General features: G+C 68.3%; 15 protein-coding genes and 1 tRNA gene. 9 read left to right on the top strand and 7 right to left on the bottom strand.

Annotation, left to right across the window (positions count from 1 at the left end):
• Nucleotide 1: 1 nt before the first annotated feature.
• The 3 genes from cmk to GA0070610_RS16640 all read left to right on the top strand — a co-directional run bounded on the left by cmk (nucleotide 2) and on the right by GA0070610_RS16640 (nucleotide 2,356).
• On the top strand, nucleotides 2–682 hold the full coding sequence (gene cmk / locus GA0070610_RS16650; protein WP_089000895.1) for a (d)CMP kinase: 681 nt from the start codon (nucleotides 2–4) through the stop codon (nucleotides 680–682).
• Complete coding sequence (der, locus tag GA0070610_RS16645; RefSeq protein WP_089000894.1) at nucleotides 679–2,082, top strand: ribosome biogenesis GTPase Der; 1,404 nt, start codon at nucleotides 679–681, stop codon at nucleotides 2,080–2,082. The genes cmk and der overlap by 4 nt, the downstream gene beginning before the upstream one ends.
• 200 nt (nucleotides 2,083–2,282) lie before the next feature.
• A tRNA-Pro gene (locus GA0070610_RS16640) sits at nucleotides 2,283–2,356 on the top strand.
• A 575-nt stretch (nucleotides 2,357–2,931) separates the two neighbouring features.
• Here GA0070610_RS16640 and GA0070610_RS31975 read toward each other — a convergent pair.
• Nucleotides 2,932–3,300: a peptidase inhibitor family I36 protein gene (locus GA0070610_RS31975; RefSeq protein ID WP_197697747.1), complete on the bottom strand. Its 369-nt coding sequence runs from the start codon at nucleotides 3,298–3,300 to the stop codon at nucleotides 2,932–2,934.
• Between the two features lie 2,191 nt (nucleotides 3,301–5,491).
• Here GA0070610_RS31975 and GA0070610_RS16630 point away from each other — a divergent pair.
• On the top strand, nucleotides 5,492–6,637 hold the full coding sequence (locus GA0070610_RS16630) for a hypothetical protein (protein ID WP_089000892.1): 1,146 nt from the start codon (nucleotides 5,492–5,494) through the stop codon (nucleotides 6,635–6,637).
• Here GA0070610_RS16630 and GA0070610_RS16625 read toward each other — a convergent pair.
• The gene (locus GA0070610_RS16625) at nucleotides 6,600–6,986 is read right to left on the bottom strand and encodes a hypothetical protein (protein ID WP_089000891.1); all 387 of its coding nucleotides are present in this window, start codon (nucleotides 6,984–6,986) and stop codon (nucleotides 6,600–6,602) included. The two genes, GA0070610_RS16630 and GA0070610_RS16625, sit on opposite strands and share 38 nt — an antisense overlap.
• Nucleotides 6,987–7,046: 60 nt before the next feature.
• Here GA0070610_RS16625 and GA0070610_RS16620 point away from each other — a divergent pair, with 60 nt between their 5' ends.
• Nucleotides 7,047–8,276 carry a DUF6880 family protein gene (locus tag GA0070610_RS16620; RefSeq protein ID WP_089000890.1) on the top strand — a complete coding sequence of 410 codons (1,230 nt, stop codon included), beginning with the start codon at nucleotides 7,047–7,049 and terminating at the stop codon, nucleotides 8,274–8,276.
• Nucleotides 8,277–8,429: 153 nt separating this feature from the next.
• Nucleotides 8,430–8,900, top strand: a complete 471-nt coding sequence (locus GA0070610_RS16615; protein WP_089003551.1) for a UPF0158 family protein — start codon at nucleotides 8,430–8,432, stop codon at nucleotides 8,898–8,900.
• Nucleotides 8,901–8,947: 47 nt separating this feature from the next.
• On the opposite strand, the gene GA0070610_RS16610 is transcribed toward GA0070610_RS16615, so the two are convergent.
• From GA0070610_RS16610 to GA0070610_RS16600, 3 genes are all read right to left on the bottom strand, one after another.
• Nucleotides 8,948–9,613, bottom strand: a complete 666-nt coding sequence (locus GA0070610_RS16610; protein WP_089000889.1) for a nucleotidyl transferase AbiEii/AbiGii toxin family protein — start codon at nucleotides 9,611–9,613, stop codon at nucleotides 8,948–8,950.
• The gene (locus GA0070610_RS16605; protein WP_089000888.1) at nucleotides 9,613–9,969 is read right to left on the bottom strand and encodes a hypothetical protein; all 357 of its coding nucleotides are present in this window, start codon (nucleotides 9,967–9,969) and stop codon (nucleotides 9,613–9,615) included. The genes GA0070610_RS16610 and GA0070610_RS16605 overlap by 1 nt, the downstream gene beginning before the upstream one ends.
• Before the next feature lie 813 nt (nucleotides 9,970–10,782).
• Nucleotides 10,783–11,436: a hypothetical protein gene (locus GA0070610_RS16600; RefSeq protein WP_089000887.1), complete on the bottom strand. Its 654-nt coding sequence runs from the start codon at nucleotides 11,434–11,436 to the stop codon at nucleotides 10,783–10,785.
• 621 nt (nucleotides 11,437–12,057) lie between these two features.
• On the opposite strand from GA0070610_RS16600, the gene GA0070610_RS16595 reads away from it, so the two are divergent.
• On the top strand, nucleotides 12,058–12,642 hold the full coding sequence (locus tag GA0070610_RS16595) for a hypothetical protein (protein WP_197697746.1): 585 nt from the start codon (nucleotides 12,058–12,060) through the stop codon (nucleotides 12,640–12,642).
• 103 nt (nucleotides 12,643–12,745) lie between these two features.
• On the opposite strand, the gene GA0070610_RS16590 is transcribed toward GA0070610_RS16595, so the two are convergent.
• A complete protein-coding gene (locus tag GA0070610_RS16590; RefSeq protein WP_089000886.1) occupies nucleotides 12,746–13,564 on the bottom strand; it encodes a hypothetical protein in 819 nt (272 codons plus the stop codon).
• Between the two features lie 207 nt (nucleotides 13,565–13,771).
• Here GA0070610_RS16590 and GA0070610_RS16585 point away from each other — a divergent pair, with 207 nt between their 5' ends.
• Nucleotides 13,772–14,002, top strand: a complete 231-nt coding sequence (locus GA0070610_RS16585) for an acyl carrier protein (RefSeq protein WP_089000885.1) — start codon at nucleotides 13,772–13,774, stop codon at nucleotides 14,000–14,002.
• Nucleotides 13,999–15,468 (top strand): AMP-binding protein, encoded by a 1,470-nt coding sequence (locus tag GA0070610_RS16580; protein ID WP_089000884.1) that lies wholly within the window; start codon nucleotides 13,999–14,001, stop codon nucleotides 15,466–15,468. The genes GA0070610_RS16585 and GA0070610_RS16580 overlap by 4 nt, the downstream gene beginning before the upstream one ends.
• Here the strand turns inward: GA0070610_RS16580 and GA0070610_RS16575 are convergent.
• Nucleotides 15,465–16,466, bottom strand: coding sequence for a GNAT family N-acetyltransferase (locus tag GA0070610_RS16575; RefSeq protein ID WP_089000883.1), 1,002 nt, complete (start codon nucleotides 16,464–16,466; stop codon nucleotides 15,465–15,467). The two genes, GA0070610_RS16580 and GA0070610_RS16575, sit on opposite strands and share 4 nt — an antisense overlap.
• Between the last annotated feature and the right edge of the window lie 117 nt (nucleotides 16,467–16,583).

Here is a 16,583-nt window from a genome sequence, read left to right as displayed (position 1 = left end):
GGTGGAGGAAAACGAACGGGCCGGGCGATGCGTGGTCGCTGTGGACGGGCCGTCCGGTTCGGGTAAGTCCACCGTCTCGCGGCGGCTCGCCGTCGGCATCGGTGCCCGCTATCTCGACACCGGCGCCATGTACCGCGCCATCACCTGGGCGGTGCTGCGCTCCGGGGTCGACCTGACCGACGCCGAGTCGGTGGCCAAGGTCGCCGGCGAGGTCGACCTGCGCATCGGCACCGACCCCCAGGGGTACGGCGTGACCGCCGACGGCGTGAACGTCGACGCACAGATCCGCGGCCCGGAGGTGACCGGAGCGGTCTCCGCGGTGGCCGCCGTGCCGGCGGTGCGCGCCCTGCTGGTCAACCGGCAGCGCGAGATGATCGTCAACGCCGGCCGGATCGTGGTCGAGGGCCGCGACATCGGCTCCGTGGTGGCGCCGGATGCCGACCTGAAGGTCTACCTGACCGCGTCCGAGGCGGCCCGGGCCGCCCGGCGCAGCGCCGAGGACGCCACCGACGTGGCGGCGACCGCGGCCGACCTGGCCCGGCGGGACCGGCTCGACTCGACCCGCAAGGCCGACCCGCTGACCCAGGCCGCCGACGCCGTGGTGCTCGACACCACCGAGCTGGGCATCGACCAGGTCGTCGGGCGGCTGCGTGACCTGCTGACCGATCGGGGAGTGGCATGACCGACACCGACGGGTGGATCGAGCTGCGGGAGCCGGACGCCGACACCGAGGAGCCCACCGGCCCGCAGCCGGTCGTGGCCGTGGTCGGCCGCCCCAACGTGGGCAAGTCGACCCTGGTCAACCGCCTCATCGGCCGCCGCCAGGCGGTCGTCGAGGATGTCCCCGGGGTCACCCGGGACCGCGTCCCCTACGACGCGCAGTGGGCCGGCCGGCAGTTCACCGTGGTGGACACCGGCGGCTGGGAGCCCGACGCCAAGGACCGGGCGGCCGCGATCGCGGCGCAGGCCGAGACGGCGGTCGCCACCGCCGACGTGGTGCTGTTCGTGGTCGACGCGATGGTCGGCTCGACCGACGTGGACGAGGCCGCCGTACGCATGCTGCGCCGCAGCGCCAAGCCGGTGATCCTGGTCGCGAACAAGGCCGACAACACCGCCATCGAGATGGAGTCGACCTCGCTGTGGTCGCTGGGCCTCGGTGAGCCGTACCCGGTGTCGGCGCTGCACGGACGCGGTTCGGGCGAACTGCTGGACGCCATCATGAGCGCGCTGCCGGAGGCGCCGAAGATCGACGAGAACCGCCCGCGCGGCCCGCGTCGGGTGGCCCTCGTCGGCCGGCCGAACGTCGGCAAGTCCAGCCTGCTCAACCGCTTCTCGGGCGAGGAGCGGGCGGTCGTCGACTCGGTCGCCGGCACCACCGTCGACCCGGTCGACAGCCTGGTCGAGATCGGCGGGGAGACCTGGCAGCTCGTCGACACGGCGGGCCTGCGCAAGCGGGTCGGCAAGGCCAGCGGCACCGAGTACTACGCCAGCCTGCGGACCGCCTCGGCGATCGAGGCCGCCGAGGTCGCCGTGGTGCTGCTGGACTCCAGCGAGCCCATCAGCGAGCAGGACCAGCGGATCCTGACCATGGTCACCGAGGCCGGCCGGGCGCTGGTGATCGCCTTCAACAAGTGGGACCTGGTCGACGCCGACCGCCGGTACTACCTGGACAAGGAGATCGAGCGCGAGCTTCGCCGCATCCCGTGGGCGATCCGGCTCAACCTGTCGGCGCAGACCGGCCGGGCGGTCGACAAGCTCGCCCCGGCGCTGCGCAAGGCCCTGGCGAGCTGGGAGACCCGCGTACCGACCGCGCAGCTCAACGCGTGGCTGACCGCGCTGGTGCAGGCCACCCCGCACCCGGTGCGAGGCGGACGGGCGCCGAAGATCCTCTTCGCCACCCAGGCGGGCGTGGCACCGCCGCGCTTCGTGCTGTTCACCACCGCCCCGCTGGACGCGGGCTACCAGCGGTTCGTCGAGCGCAAGCTGCGCGAGGAGTTCGGCTTCGAGGGCAGCCCGATCGAGATCTCCGTACGCCCCCGCAAGAAGCTCGGCCCCGGCGGCCGGGGCAAGGCGCACGGCTGAACCGCTCGATCTGAAGCCGGGTGGGGGAGGACCTTTCCCACCCGGCTTCTCGCTACCCACCAACTTCCCTATCCTCCTAGGACGCCTTAGATAGTGTGGGCGGGACGACGCGTTCCGGCACGGGAGGGGGCAGTGCGGACGGCGCGAAGATCCTGCGCTAAGCTGTACCGGCTGTCGCGGGGAGATCCGCGCGGGAGCATCGGGACGTGGCGCAGCTTGGTAGCGCACTTGACTGGGGGTCAAGGGGTCGTCGGTTCGAATCCGGCCGTCCCGACAAGGTGTAACAGCAGGTCAAAGGGCTGATCCGACACATCGGGTCGGCCCCTCTGGCTTCCTGGGGACCACGTCGGTCAAGTGCGTCGGGCCGGTAGCGCATCTTGACCGCTGGTCAAGTCGCGAAGCGTTAATGCGGGATGCCTGCCGAATCGTTCGCTATCTGCATCAAGGCGGCCCGCAAGCGGGCCGCGCCGGCCGCGCTCGGCCTGCTGGCGGCGCAAGCGCCGGCATCGGTCGGCGCGCCGGCTGAATGAAGGGCATGCCTCCGGCGGGGGCCAGACGACTCCGAGATGGAGTTGCCGAACTGTTCCGGTCCGTGGGTGGTGGGATGCCATCCCGCCTACCACCGACCCAGGCAGAGCCGAGCAGACCAGGGCCAGGGCGACAAGGTCGTTCGTCCGGTAGGGCGCTCCACCTTGTCACCCTGGCCCTGGCCCGCCCCACGGTGTGTGGGTCGGCGGCAGACGAGATGACATCGAGATCCGTTAGACGCAGCCGCTGCCCATGGCAGACATTCGAGCCATAGTGAAGGTGCTATTGGCCGTCATAGGATAGGTATTTGCAAAACTTGGTTCAACTCACCCAGCGATGTGAGCGATAGAAATCATTAAGGCCGTCATACTTGATTCCCTGCCCCAATAAGAGGTCCGGGTTGACGTAGTTGGAATAGGTGTAGAACTCGACGCCGCGGTAGGACGTGCTCGTCCCGCGATTCCATGCTGAGCGAACCGCGTAAGCTGCGGTCCACCCGCATTGAATGCTTCCACTTAGCCAGTCAGGGTCAGCATCGGACCAGGTGCACCTGCTTCCCGTCCCACCTGTTCCACTCCAAACGCAAACGTATCCACTGGAGCAGGACCAAGCAGCAGCCTGGGCAGCGTTTGGCGGTGCAACTACCAAAAGGGCCGCTGCGAGACTCAGAATGCTGAGGATTGATCTCATCTTTTTCATAGATCCCCCGTGTAATCGATGTGCATCAAGGCTGCTTCCTGTAACTGCCGTAACCAACATCAATATCCTACGGTTGCCTACTAGGGCAGGTCTCCCGCCGTAGCGTTAAATGCAAATATTCATGAATTTCACATTTGTGGTGCAAGTTGGGCGTATGCCGGCCAAAGCAACTTCGATCTCTCAAAAGCAGGAGCATGTGAGGTGGGAGCAGCGAGCCGAGCGGCTGCTGTGGCAAGTGCCTGGTGAGGGGCCGGCAAACTGACCACCTCGTGGCAGCGAGCGGTCCGCATCGAGTCCGCAAGAGGTCGACGGACGGCGGGGGAGTGGTGAAAGATGTCGATAGGTGTTTCCGCGGGTGGGGGCCCACTTGGGCAGGTCGCTGGGTCGCCTATATTGATCTCATAATCCTCCGGTCGCGCCGTGCCCGATGCGTGCCTGTTGGCACGGGTGCCGAGGGTCAACGGCGGTCGACTCCTGGAGGTGGCCGCCAGCCTGGCAGCGCAGGCCGGACCAGCTCCTTGCCGAGCCGCTTCCGCCCGTGTCCACACTTCCTAAACCGCCTGCTGCGGTCGCTGGAGCGTGTCAGCGTTCCGGGGACCAAGTGGGGACCACACGGCCTGCGCGATGGTGCGCGGCACGACGTCGACCGCACGGCCTGATCTTGGGGATAGCGTGCGTGACGCGCGTGGACGTGTGGGCGAAGCGTCCTGGGGGTCAAGGGGTCGTCGGTTCGAATCCGGCCGTCCCGACAAGGTAAAACAGCAGGTCATTGGGCTGATCCGACGCATCGGGTCGGCCCTGCTGGCTTCCTGGGGACCACGTCGGTCAAGTGCGCCGGGCCGGTAGTGCATCTTGACCGCCGGTCAAGTTCCACGGCTGGCCGCTCTTGCCTTCCGATCGTTCGCTCACAGCAACAAGGATCCTGGACGGGCCGCACGTGTGCGGTCACCTGGGCGTCTCCGGCCGCTTGCCACTGTCGCTCGGCGACCGCCACGCCCGTGCCCGACGGCTGGCGTGGGGCAGGCACGTTCCTGCCCTCCACCCTCTGACCTGCGACGGGAAGCAACGTGACGAGCTGCGGTACGGTGCCAGATCAGCTGCCGAGTCCGTGGGGCATTCGTCTTGTCAGGAGGGGGGACCGTGCAGTTGCATCGGAACACTGCGAGACTGCGCAAGATTTGCCTCGCCTGGGGGCTGTTCGGGGCGCTCGTCTGGTTGGCGGCACGGTGGGCCGGGGCCAACCCTGATCACTTTCATTACAGCAAGGCGCCCTTTTACGAAGTCGTTAGCCTGGTTGTAGTCGCTGTTTCACTTCTTGCGTGGCTGATGCTGCTCTGGCCGTTTCTGATCAAGGTCGATCTGAATGGGCTGACACTTTGGCTGCGGGGAATCACGACCCGGTTGCCTTGGGAGTCGGTGGGAGTCGCTGACCGTAACGAAGGTGGGGGAGTCGTGGGATGCGACGGACATCAAGATTTGCCTGGCTCCGGGCGGCGAAGCGGGTCGTTGCGCGATACATGCGCGGCGATGAAGTCCGAGCCGACCCGCATCTGGCCGAATACATGGCAGTACAGCGGAGCACCGATGCGGAGAAGCGCGAGAAGTTGTCATCGGGTGACGACCAAGAGCCGGACTCGCTTACTCCTCGCTGAACCGGTGTTGCGTTTCGTCGAACGTCTCAGTGCCTGGGGACCAGGTGGGGACCACACGGCCTGCGCGATGGTGCGCGGCACGACGTCGACCGCACGGCCTGATCTTGGGGATAGCGTGTGTGACGTGCGGGAACGCTTACCAAATCGTCCTGGGGGTCAAGGGGTCGTCGGTTCGAATCCGGCCGTCCCGACCGGTTGACCTGGGGAGATGAAGATCTTCTCCGGTAACGGCGGTAACATCCGGTAACGGATGATCTTCTCTGGCGGCAACGACGCGGCCCGTCGGCCGCCAACCCGCTGAACTCGTAACGCTCTGACCTGCCGCTTCGTCTGCGTCCCGGACGGAGCGGCATTTCGGTCTCTTGATTCCGCATCAAGCGCTGCAGATGCTGCCAGATGTCGCTTCGTCGGGCGGCTCGGCAATCCTCCTTCTTCCGGCAGGGCCGTCGGCTGGCGGCGCATCGTGGGCTCGGTGAGCTGGTGGACAGGGGCGAGATCCCGCGAATGCTGCGTCGTGGTAGGAAAAGGCCGTGCCGATCACTGTGGATGATGATCTGTTGATTCGTGCGGGTGAGTTGAAGCAGCAGCTGGTGGCGTTCTCGCAGCAGCGACGTTATGATCGGGCGTTCGATGACGTGCTGGCGGACCAGCACCACGGGCGCGTTGCGCTCGACGAGCACGCTTTGATGATCCTCTGGGACTACTTCGTCCTGGAGCATCGGCTGCGTGACGGCCGGACGGTGGTGGAGCAGTTCGTCGCCGCGCACCCGGAGTTGTCCGGGCGGGAGCGTCAAATGCTGCTCGGGTGGCGGGACGTGGTGCAGGGACCCTTCGAGGTGCAGGGGCGCGACGGTGCGGCGCTGGTTGTGGTGAACCTCGTGGATGAGTTGACCTACCGAGTGCGTTCCAACATGGGTCCGTCGGTGTTCCGGCGTACGCCGCGTCGGTCGTTCATGCTCGCTCGGCTGGCGGCGGTGGGCGAGGAGTGGATGATCAGCGGCCCGATGAACGTGTGGCGGCCGCAGGAGCGGGACGTCGCGTACCAGATGGCGCTGGAGATGTCGCTGCGCGCACCGGAGGCGGTGTACCGGAACCCGGAGAAGCTCGCCCAGGCGTGGGAGCTGCAACGTCAGGATCGGGACCGGTTCGTGCGGTTTTTCGGCGGCGACCTGGTGGTGGTGGCCGGCGACCAGGTCGCCGACCGAATGGCCGACTACCACGCGTTCTGCCGTGCGGAAGCGTCAGGCGCGTCGTCCTCCACAGCGGCCGGTGACGAGACGACAATGTTCGAGTTGCCGCCGGACGTCGTGGAGGCGGAGACAGTGGCGATGATCTACGACGAGGTCGACGGGCTGGGGTTCTACGCCGAGTTCGCGCTGGTGGAGGCGGCGTTCGCTGATCCGGACCTGCTGCGCCGCCGCCGCTATCGGGAGCACACGCTGGCGTACCTGCAGGATGACAGCGTCGGCCCGCTGGTGCTGCGTCGGCTGGCCGCGCGTGATCCCGAGCGCGCCAGTGTGGTGTTCCGGCGGCTGCTGAAGAAGCCGCGTTTCGACTGGACCCGCGACGGTGAGGACCTTCTCCGCGCACACAAGCCGGAGCACTTCCGTCGGGTGCCGCGACCGCGGGTCAGCCCGGTCAGCGAGCGGCTGGCCGCGTACGCCCACCGGCGCTGAGGCACCGCCAAGTGCTGGGCCAGGTCCACTCGGGCCTCGGCCGGGCCGGGAACGGCGTGAGGCCGAGGTAACGCCGGTAGGCGGCGTGGATCCAGGCGGTGACCGTGTCCGGCGAAAACGCCAGGTCGGCGAGGGTGACCTCGCCCGTGCCATCCGGGCCTTGGCAGGTGGCGACGAGGCCGCGTGCCTCCTTCGTGTAGTCGATCGAGGTGACGGTGACCGGGCTGCCCAGCAGGGTGCCCGCGGCGGGCAGGGGTGTTTCGTCCTCGATCACGGCGAGGAACGCGCTGTGTTGCTCGTCGACGACGATCGCCTCGATCGCGTCGTCCAGAACCTGGTCATGCGGCACGCCCCATACGATAGGGCGGCGCGTTCCCGAGGTGCGGACGCAATCTGTTGAGATGGACAGATGACCGGTGACGAGCTGACGGTGTTGGTGGACCGGCTGCGCTGGGACCGCCGGCGGGATCCCTGCCGGGGTCGACGGGAATACTCGCAGACCGCCCGCCAGGTGGCCGAGGAGTGTGATCGGTTGGTCGCCGAGGGGCGGGCGGATCTCGCGGTGCCGGTGTTGCGCAAGGCCGTCGACCGCATCACGCGGGCCCTGATGTATCTGGATGACTCCTCCGGGATCATCGGAGACGACCTGCAGGAGCTCATGGACCTGTACGCGAAGGCATGCGTTGCAGCACTGCCGAACCCGATCAGCCTGGCCGGCTGGCTGGTGAAGCTGGAGTGCGACGGCCCCGGCTGGCCCCGCGTCCGACTGGCTGACTTCGCTCCGGCGCTGGGGAAGCGGGGGATCGCGGAGGTGGAGCGGCTGGTCGCCGAGCGGGCACGCGTGGCCGACCCGGAGTCGTGGACCGGCGCGTTCGCGGTGCGTGAACTGCGGGAGCAGCTCGCTGAGGTGTCTGGAGATGTCGACCGGTACGTCGCGGTGTTGGCCGAGCACCTGACCAACGCCGTGCAGTACCAACGGATCGCCGAGGCGCTACATGCCGCCGGACGCCGGGACGAGGCGATCGGCTGGGCCCGGCGGGGCGTGGCCGCCAACGCGGGCTCGCCCTACACCGACCGGCTCCGTGACCTCCTGGTCGACATGCTCGTCGCCGCCGACGACACGCCGGGTGCCGTCCGGGTGCGGCGGGAGGAGTTCGCTCGGCATCCCACCGCTGCCGGGTACCGATCCTTCATCGACGCTGTGGAGAAGGCCGGTGGCGACGATCCGACAGCGTGGGCTCTGGGGGTGCTGCGCGACCGGATCACCCACCAGCCGGCGTACGCCTCTGAACTGGTAAACGTGCTGCTGGCGGTGGGCCGTGACGAGCAGGCGTGGCAGGAGGCCCTGCACCACCGGCGGTGGCTCGGTGGGCCGCAGTGGCAGGCTCTGCTGCAGGGGCGGGCCGTGACGCATCCGGAGGAGGTGATCCAGCCGTACCGGGACCTCGTCGAGCAGGCGATCCTCAACTCGGCTGACAAACGGCGCTACCGACGGGCCGTCGCGTTGCTTGCGGCCCTGCGGGCGGCGTACCAGGCGGCAGGAGAGGCCGCGGCTTTCGGACGGTACCTCGCGGAGCTGCGCATCGCGCACAAGCGCCGGCCGACGTTCCTCAAGACCCTCGACGCCGCCGGGCTGTAGCTGACCGGTCTCCCGATTGCGGGTTGCTGGAGCAGTAGTTGCCTGATGGCCTCGGTCCCCGTGCTGATAATCGACTGGGCCGGCAGTCTCGCGGCCGAGAGGGAAGCGGACCTACCGTGGTTGCCGACGACCACGGCAACGGGAGTGGACTTCATGCTCGACGTACGCCACCTCGATCTCGAGGAGATCGCCACGGCGCTGCAGGACCAGAGCGCGTACGAGTACCGCTGGCTCATCGATCCGGCCAGCGGGGAGATCATGATGTGGACGGCTGACGGCGGCATCGACGGGAAGACCCCGGTGGACCTGGATGAACTCGACCTGGTTCCGATCGAGGCGTTACCGCCCTCCGTCTGGCACCGCGACATGGTCGACTTTGCCGAGCGGGTCAGCGACGAGCAGGCGGGCCGCACGCTCTTACGGGCCGTCCAAGGCAGGGGTGCCTTCCGACGGTTCAGGGACGAACTGCACGACGAGTATCCGCACCTGCTGACGGTCTGGCACGCCTTCCACCAGGCTCGGGCAACCCGCCGGGCCATTGACTGGCTGCTCGACAGCAGCCTGATCGATGACGCTGCCGCGAGCCGCTGGCGGATCGAGCACCCTGACCCGGACGTGCCATGAGTCGAGCAGGCCGAGGAGACGGAGGCAGCAGAGCAGCCTGATCGAACCTATTCGACTGCTCGGAGTAGGGCGGTCCGCCATGCAGAGACGCGAGCCCGCATGTCGGCGACCTCATGCGGCGCCAGACCGTAGTCAGTGAAGTCTTCGTCGTCGAAGCGGTCGACGTGGCGAAGCATCGCGGCGAACCTGCTCCGGTCGAATCCGTCGTCGGCGGCGTGCGCGAGGTCGCAGAGCTGGTCGAGGGTGTACCGGCCGCTGCCGATGGCGGCATCGATGTCGAGGAAGTCGCGGGCGGCTGCCCGGTTGTAGAGGGCGTCCATCTTGCCGGCCATGACGTCATCGGGGTGCAGGACCGGACCGATGTCCATCTGGACGGGCGGCTGGGCACGCCAGTTCGCCACCAGTTCCACGCGGTGCTGCTGGTCTGGGTGAGCCGGGTCGGTGATGTGCAGCCGAGCGAACGTGTCGAGTCGAAGGTCGACCTCGACGCGGAGACCTTCGGCGCGGTATGCGGCGATCACTTCGTCGACGGCGGTGGGGAAGTCGGCGCGGCGTTGCCAGTCGGCGAACAGGTCGACGTCTTCGCTGGGGCGGTCGAGGATGCCATGGGCGGCGATGGCGTGCCCGCCGGCCAAGGCGAACCCGTACTGGCCGCCGACCTGTAGGGCGATCTGCGCCAGCCGGCGATGGATCGGCGGAGTCTGGCCGCCCACTATGCGGCGTGTCGGCGCGCGTTGGCCAGCTCGGGGAATCGTGCTTCCCAGAGACGGCGAACCTGCGGTGGCACCACGAGGGCCGGCCACAGGCGTTGCAGGGTCGCGCCGTCCAGCCATCGGGTGAGATCGTTGGGGGCCGTGGCTTCGCGCAGCACGGTTTCGTACATGCTGGCCAGGCGCCGCGGGTTGTCCAGGTCGTAGCGCGCCCGCCCGGACCAGTCGAGCCGGCGATCTAGGCTCACCACGCCGTTGGTCGGCCCCCGCAGAGCGTCGAGCCGGTCGGCGACGACGTAGGGCCGCTGGTCGGCGTAGCGGGAACCCGCCGGCGCTCCGCCGGTGTCTGCACCACCCATGATCGACCAGCCTCCTTCGGCTGCTTCCTGACGACGACGTCCACGGTCCACCGTAGTCGACGGTGTAACGGTGAAGGGTTCGCGGTGCTGTGTCGGATCCTCTCGATCCTGATGTCGATGATCGGCCGCGGGCGATCGCACGTACGCCGGGCCCAGCGGACTGCCCCGCAGAGGAAGCCCTTGACGATTCGCAGTAACGAGCCTGGTAACGCAACGGACGGATCTGGCGGCAAAGCACGACACGGGACAGCATTGCGAGGTGCCGTTCTTGTCTGATTTTGAGGACGTATGAACCTGCTGGGGCATGGCGTGACAGAATCGTTGCCAAATGGGGGTCAAGGGGTCGTCGGTTCGAATCCGGCCGTCCCGACCGGTTGACCTGGGGAGATGAAGATCTTCTCCGGTAACGGCGATGATCACTGGCTGCCGGTCCGCTGATTATGGAACGCTCTGACCTGCCACTTCGTCTGCATCCTGGACGAAGCGGCATTGCGGTCTCTAGATCCCGCGTCAAGCGCTATAGATGTTGCCAGCAGTCGCTACGGCGGGCGGGTCGACGAGCCCTCGGTGCGCGGTAGGACCGCCGGCTGGCTCTGGTCCTGGTTCTTCCACGGGTGAGGGGCCTTCGAGCCTGGTGATTCCTGCCGTGGGCGTTTGGTTGCCTTCTCAATCTTCACAGTCCCGGACGAGCTGCTCGGCTGTCGTCGACGCGTTGTTTGACGGGATGGGTGCGGCCGGCGCTTGTTGAGGTTTGACCGTCGCGCCTGCGGCCGGATGGGCGGGTGATGGTCGAGAACCCGCCGGTGCCACGGGTCAGGGTGCCCGGTGTTCGAACTCTGCCCGAATCTGCCGGAATAAATCGTGCTGGTCGTGGGACTGAGGGAAGCCTATGAAGGTGACCATGCCGATGGTGTGGTCGTCGACCCATGTGCAGAATTTGGTGAGGCCGTCCTTGCTTTGGCTGCTGCCGCAGCCCGCCACGCCGCCGAGCGGACCCGGGGGGACTGGTACTACGTCGGTGATGGCTGGCCGGGCGGCGAACACGTGGCTCAGTGTTGCGTTTGGAGCGGTGACAGTGCCGGACACTCCATTGACCAGGATGACGCGGTTGTCGCCAGGGCGGTGCACTCCGAGCTCTCGCGAGTACTGCTCCTCCACCGGCGTGTAGGCGGTGCCAACGGCGCTGGTCGGCTCACCTTTCAGTAACTTTCTGAAGCCATCGGTATCTTTGATGGCTGGCTTGCGCAGCCGTCGGTCGACCGACTCGTTCCAGCTGCCCAACAGCTTCTTCGGCTTGTCGAGTCGCATCGCAACGGGGGAGTGCGACGGGTTTCCGCTGGTCGTGGGGACGGTATCGGCGAGGCGTGAGCACGCGGTCGTTGCAAGCAGCCCCGCCGCAGCCGCGACCGCGACCGCGACCGCGACAAGCACTCTGCGCCGCGGGTCGATGAGCTTCGTTCTCGTCATGCGCCACTTCCTTCGTCCGGTCGCTGGCGCACGATATCCCACACTGATCCTCGGCTGGCGCCTGCTGCTCGCCGGACAGCTTCTACGAGATTGGCAGGGCGCACTGACGGGATCCGATGTGACGGCACTTCACTCCGTGGCCTGAGCTCCCGAGATATCTGAGGTACTGCGCGTCACCTCGGCTATCGGCCTCTACTGCGCTGCACCGGCCCGGGTCACCCGTTCAACGACGGGTTCCCGGACCGGCCTGCGCACCTGGGTGGACCGTTACCGGATCTGAAGGCTCATTGCCCTCTCCATGACAGGCGGCCAGCAGCCCTATCCTGGCATGCGCCGCGAGTAGGTGGCAGAAGATCCGGCATGCGCCGCTGGCCTCGTCGCCGGCCAGCTCAACAGATGCGTTGCACATCAGCGACCAGGTAGTAACCATGTGGCGGTAGGCCGTCGAGGTCGAGCGTCTGAGAGCGCATTCGCAGTAGCCGCCCTCTCACCCGCGATCGGCCAGCATCACGATGTCGATCTCAGTTCGAGTCGAAGCGGTAGTCGGGCGCCGTCAACCCTCGTCGTGGTGCTGCTGAGGAAGGTCCTCCTGCCAGCGAGGCCTCACCATGATCACCTTCAGTGAGCTCCGGAGTCCGGGACGACGAACGCTTCGCCCAGGCGGCGGAGGTGCTTGAGCAGGTGATCAGCCCCGCCAGCGCGGCACTCGGCGCCGAAAGCCCACGCGTGCTGGCGCTGCGGTCCCGACGAGCCGCCATCCTCGTCATCGGCGGGGACTTCCGACACGCGCTGCCAGAGTTCGACGCCCTCGCCGCCGCGTACGCCCGCACCGCCGGCCCCACCAGCGAAGACGCGTTGGAATGCCTCCGGCAGGCAGCCCACTGCCGAGCCGAACTCGGTCAAGCCACCACCGCCCTGCGCCAGTTCCGGCAGGTGCTCACCCACGTACGCGCCGCCTCCGGCGACGCCTCCCCCCCCGCCCTCGACCTGCGCCGCAACATCGGCATGCTGCTGCTCTCCGAAGGCAAGACCGTGGAGGCGGCCGGGGAGCTACAGTCGCTGCACGACGACCTATGCGTCGTCTATGGCCCCCGGCACGAGGAGACCCGGGAAGTCGCCGACGTGCTCGCCCGGCCGACTCGCCGCCGGCGAGTAGCTCAGCCATACTGCGGCCCTCACCCGATCGGCCTGTCGCGTACGGCGTGAGTTTCCAACCCGCGATCTATCTCCATGGCCTGCGAGCACGTCGCCTACCTCACCGAACACAGCTCGCGCTGGATCGCCCCTGTGGGTGTCCGACCGACAGCAGTCACGTCGACCGGACGACTGCCGCCGGACCGTCGGGCGTGGCCGAGGTGCCCGCTCCGGAGCTGTCGGCGTCGTGCCGTCTGATGAACTCCTCGACCCGGCTGGCCACGGCCGGGTCGGCGAGCAGGCGGGGCCGGGGAAGCTCGGTGCGTACCGTGGTGCCGGGCATCCACGCCACCTCGCCGGGCGTGGCCACGGACAGGATCGTCAGCACCGATCCGGCCGGCGGGAGAAGGTCGCGGGTCGCGACGTCCGCAGCTTCACCCGCCGCTACCAGGAGATAGCTCAGGTGCTGTTCGATCCGGGTGATGAGCTTCCGGACCGGCGTCTCAGTCAGGCCGAGCTGGGCCGCGACCCGCCAGGCGGTCTCGGAGTAGTGCGTGACGAGCGCTCGCGCGAGCCGGGTCGGGTCGGCTTCGTCCGGCACCGGGGCACGCAGCGACTGACGGACGGCCGGGTCCCGGACCGAGTCCAGCAGCCGCTCGACGGCGACCTCGTGGGCTTCGAGGAGGACCTCCCGGGTCGGCCAGGACGGATCCAGGAGGACCAACGCCGGGCCACCGGCGGCGTCGGCCAGCTCGATGGCCAGCCGCGTGGCCATCGCGGAGCCGGCGCAGTAACCCAGCACGGCGGAGACCCGCTGGCCGTACGACCGGATGCTGTCCAGCCAGGACCTGAGCTGGTGCTGCCGCATGCCTTCCCAGTCGGCGTCGATCTCGACGGTCGTCTGCGGCACCAGCACGGTGTGCTCGATCGTCAGGAACGGCAGCAGGTCCGGGAAGCCCGCCTCCTCGCGTACGCCCCCGAAGTCGACGGCCACGACGACGCCGTGCCGACCGTCGCGCAGAGTAGTTACGGGTGCGGATTGTGTCTGCAAGGTTTCCCTCCGTTGCCCGATTTACTGGTCTGGACATAGGCGTCAATCACGTGAATGAATGACGGTCATCATAGCTTCCAGGCGCTTTCGCGGGTCCGGCCTGATGGCTAACATCTGGGCACCCATTCGCCGCGACGGGAGGCAAGACCCATGGACGACGAAGAAGTTCTCAATGCTCTGCTGACCACAGCACGCTCCGTGTTCGACATCGGGTCACTGACCCCGGAGGACGATCTCTTCGCGCTGGGCGCGACGTCGGTCGACGCAGTGCGGCTGGTCTCCGCCCTCGAGGCCGACCACGGGCTCATCCTCGACATGGAGGTCGTGTTCGAGAGCGGAAACTTCGCCGAGATGGCCGGCAAGATCGTTCCAGCGGCATGACAGGGCAGCACTGGCTGTCCAAGGTCACCACCGGTTCGTGGACGGAGGTGTTCGGCGACCACGACGGCCCCCGGATCACGCTCGAACCGGAGGGCCTCCTCACCTCCGGCGAGTTGCGATCCCTGCTGTCCCGCGTCGGTGACCGGCTGGCCGCGGCGACCTCGGACGCCCCCGGCACGGTAATCGCCGTGGAGACCGCCGACCCGTTCGCGAACCTGGTGGTGAGCCTGGCGGCGTGGGGCCGCGGCGCCATCGTGGCCCCGATCGACCCGGCTACCCCGCAGCAGCGACGCGAACAGATGCTCCAGACGTCCGGAGCCACCGCCGTCGTCACGGTCGACGGCGACCGGACGACCGCCGAAGCCTACCGCCCCAGCCGGGTGGTCGGCGCCGAGCGGCCGGATCTCGGTGACCGACCCGGCTACGTGATGTTCACCTCCGGCAGCACGGGCGTACCGAAGGGCGTGCACGTCCGCCTCGACAACCTCTGCGCCCGGATCGCTACCTTCGCCGAGCACCTCGGGTTCACCGAGCGGGACGCGATGCCGAGCCTGACCTCTCCCAGCTTCGACATCAGCTGGGTCGAGACGTTGGTGCCCCTGGTCGCCGGTGGTGAGGCGCGGTTTCCACGGCGGACGGCCCGCACCAATGTGGGCGCCCTGGTGCGGTGGCTCGCCACGCAGCCACCGACCGTCGTTCAGGCGACGCCCACGATGTTCGGCGTGATGACCTCGCTGGGGTGGTCGCCATCGGCGGAAACCTCGGTGTGGAGCGCCGGCGAGGCGCTGCCGGGCCGACTGGCCAACGAACTGGCTGCCACCGCGGGAGCGGTCTGGAACCACTACGGGCCGACTGAGGCAGCGATCTATGCGACGACGTGGCGGTACACCCAGGCGCTCGGCGACGGGCTGGCGCCGATCGGGCACCCCATCGCTCCGTCCACCTACCGGATCGAGCGCGACGGGAACGGCGACGGCGAACTGCTGCTCGGAGGGCTCCTCGCGGAGGGTTACGTGGGGAACCGCAACGCCACCGACGCGGCGTTCGTGGTACGCGACGGGGTCCGCATGTACCGGACCGGTGACATGGTCGAGGAAGGCCCTGACGGGCTGGAGTTCCTCGGTCGCCGTGACTCACAGGTCAAGGTGCGCGGCGTGCGGATCGAACTAGGTGACGTCGAGGCGGCGCTGCGGCGGGTGACCGGATCCCACCAGGTCGCGGCGGTCGCCGTGCCAGACGGGACCGGCACGGTCAATCTGGTGGCCGTACTGGCTGGTGACAACCATGACCCGGACGATGTCCGGCGCCGGATCGTTGACGAGCTGCCACCGATGTACCGGCCGAGCCGGTATGTGCTGCTGGGAGAGGAGCTTCCACGGACGGTCTCGGGGAAGCTCGACCGGGTCACGGTGGCACGGCGGCTCCGCGACGACGCTGCCCAGGCCAGCGGCGGGCGACGTGGCTAGCTGACCCGGTAGTCGACGAACCACATGGGTTCGGCCTGACAACCGCGTACCAGCTTGGGTTGTTCGTGGGCAAGACCCAGGTCCAGGCGCCGGAGCCCCGCGGAGATCGCAACACCCAGCGGGGCCAGGTACGCCGCGAAGTGGTAGACCGACCGCCGGTGCGGGGTATGGCCGTCGATCCCCACGGTGTGGGCGTCGAGGGTGCCGCCCCACCTGCGGCACACCGTGTACGCCAGGGCCTGACCGCCGGCCGAGCTCCGGATCAGAAAGTGGTGGCCGGGCCGCCTCAGATAGTTCTTCACCCGCCACTGGGCGATCCGTACGTGCTCGTCCAGTCCGTTGCGCCGGGCCACTTCGGCCACCAGCGGAGCCGCCGCCCGGAGGTGTTCGTCGACGAGCGGCACCACCTCGTGGGTCAGGCCGAGCCGCTCCGCGTCGCGCTGGTCCCGCCGCCAGGTCTGGCGACACTTCCGTTCCTGGCCGTCGATGAACTCGTCGACGTCGCCAGGCGCGCCGATCGGCAGGGAACACCACGACGCCTGCGCGCGGGTGCGGACGCCCTCGGCGGCCGAGGTGAAGGCCGCCAGGTCCGCCGCGCCGACGAACGGCGACACGGCAGCCGTACCGTCGCGACGCGCTTCGTCCACGGCCTGTCGTACCAGTTCGGTGATCAGCGCCTGCCGGTCCGGCTCAGCCACGGGCGAGGCCCAGACTCCAGCGCGGAACTGACCCAGCCCGCCACCGACAAGTCGCACCGCCCCGCGACAGTCATCGATGCCGAGCTGATCGCGGTACTGCGGCGTGAACGACCCGACGTCGGCGATGTCGACCACCGACAGGCGGGCAGCCACGGTCTCGCGGCGCAGCGACAACTCGGCGTACCCCAACCGGCGATCGAGCGCGCAGTACGCCGCCTCGTCCGCCATCACGAACTCGCCGACACCGACCACGGGATCGTCGATGTCGATCGACCAGTTCGCTGGCCCCCGTGTGCGCATGAGCGGGATGGTACGTCGCCGCACGGACGCATGCTGCCCGCACGCCGCCGCGCCAGGCGCAGTCCAGACGCAGCGCCTGCGTCGCGGGACGGCTGTCGGGGCGGCTGCGCGCGCCGG

This window comes from Micromonospora echinofusca (assembly GCF_900091445.1).
GTDB classification, from domain to species: Bacteria; Actinomycetota; Actinomycetes; order Mycobacteriales; family Micromonosporaceae; genus Micromonospora; species Micromonospora echinofusca.
Note: the sequence above shows the minus strand (reverse complement) of the source record. Positions and strands in the feature narration are given on the sequence as shown.

What these genes read in the sequence shown, in the direction of transcription:
- GA0070610_RS16620 (WP_089000890.1), top strand. Translation starts at nt 7,047, where the DNA reads ATGACCGGTGACGAGCTGACGGTGTTGGTGGACCGGCTGCGCTGGGAC.
- der (WP_089000894.1), top strand. Translation starts at nt 679, where the DNA reads ATGACCGACACCGACGGGTGGATCGAGCTGCGGGAGCCGGACGCCGAC.
- GA0070610_RS16600 (WP_089000887.1), bottom strand. Translation starts at nt 11,436, where the DNA reads ATGACGAGAACGAAGCTCATCGACCCGCGGCGCAGAGTGCTTGTCGCG.
- GA0070610_RS16615 (WP_089003551.1), top strand. Translation starts at nt 8,430, where the DNA reads ATGCTCGACGTACGCCACCTCGATCTCGAGGAGATCGCCACGGCGCTG.
- GA0070610_RS16585 (WP_089000885.1), top strand. Translation starts at nt 13,772, where the DNA reads ATGGACGACGAAGAAGTTCTCAATGCTCTGCTGACCACAGCACGCTCC.
- GA0070610_RS16580 (WP_089000884.1), top strand. Translation starts at nt 13,999, where the DNA reads ATGACAGGGCAGCACTGGCTGTCCAAGGTCACCACCGGTTCGTGGACG.
- GA0070610_RS16575 (WP_089000883.1), bottom strand. Translation starts at nt 16,466, where the DNA reads ATGCGCACACGGGGGCCAGCGAACTGGTCGATCGACATCGACGATCCC.
- GA0070610_RS31975 (WP_197697747.1), bottom strand. Translation starts at nt 3,300, where the DNA reads ATGAGATCAATCCTCAGCATTCTGAGTCTCGCAGCGGCCCTTTTGGTA.
- GA0070610_RS16605 (WP_089000888.1), bottom strand. Translation starts at nt 9,969, where the DNA reads ATGGGTGGTGCAGACACCGGCGGAGCGCCGGCGGGTTCCCGCTACGCC.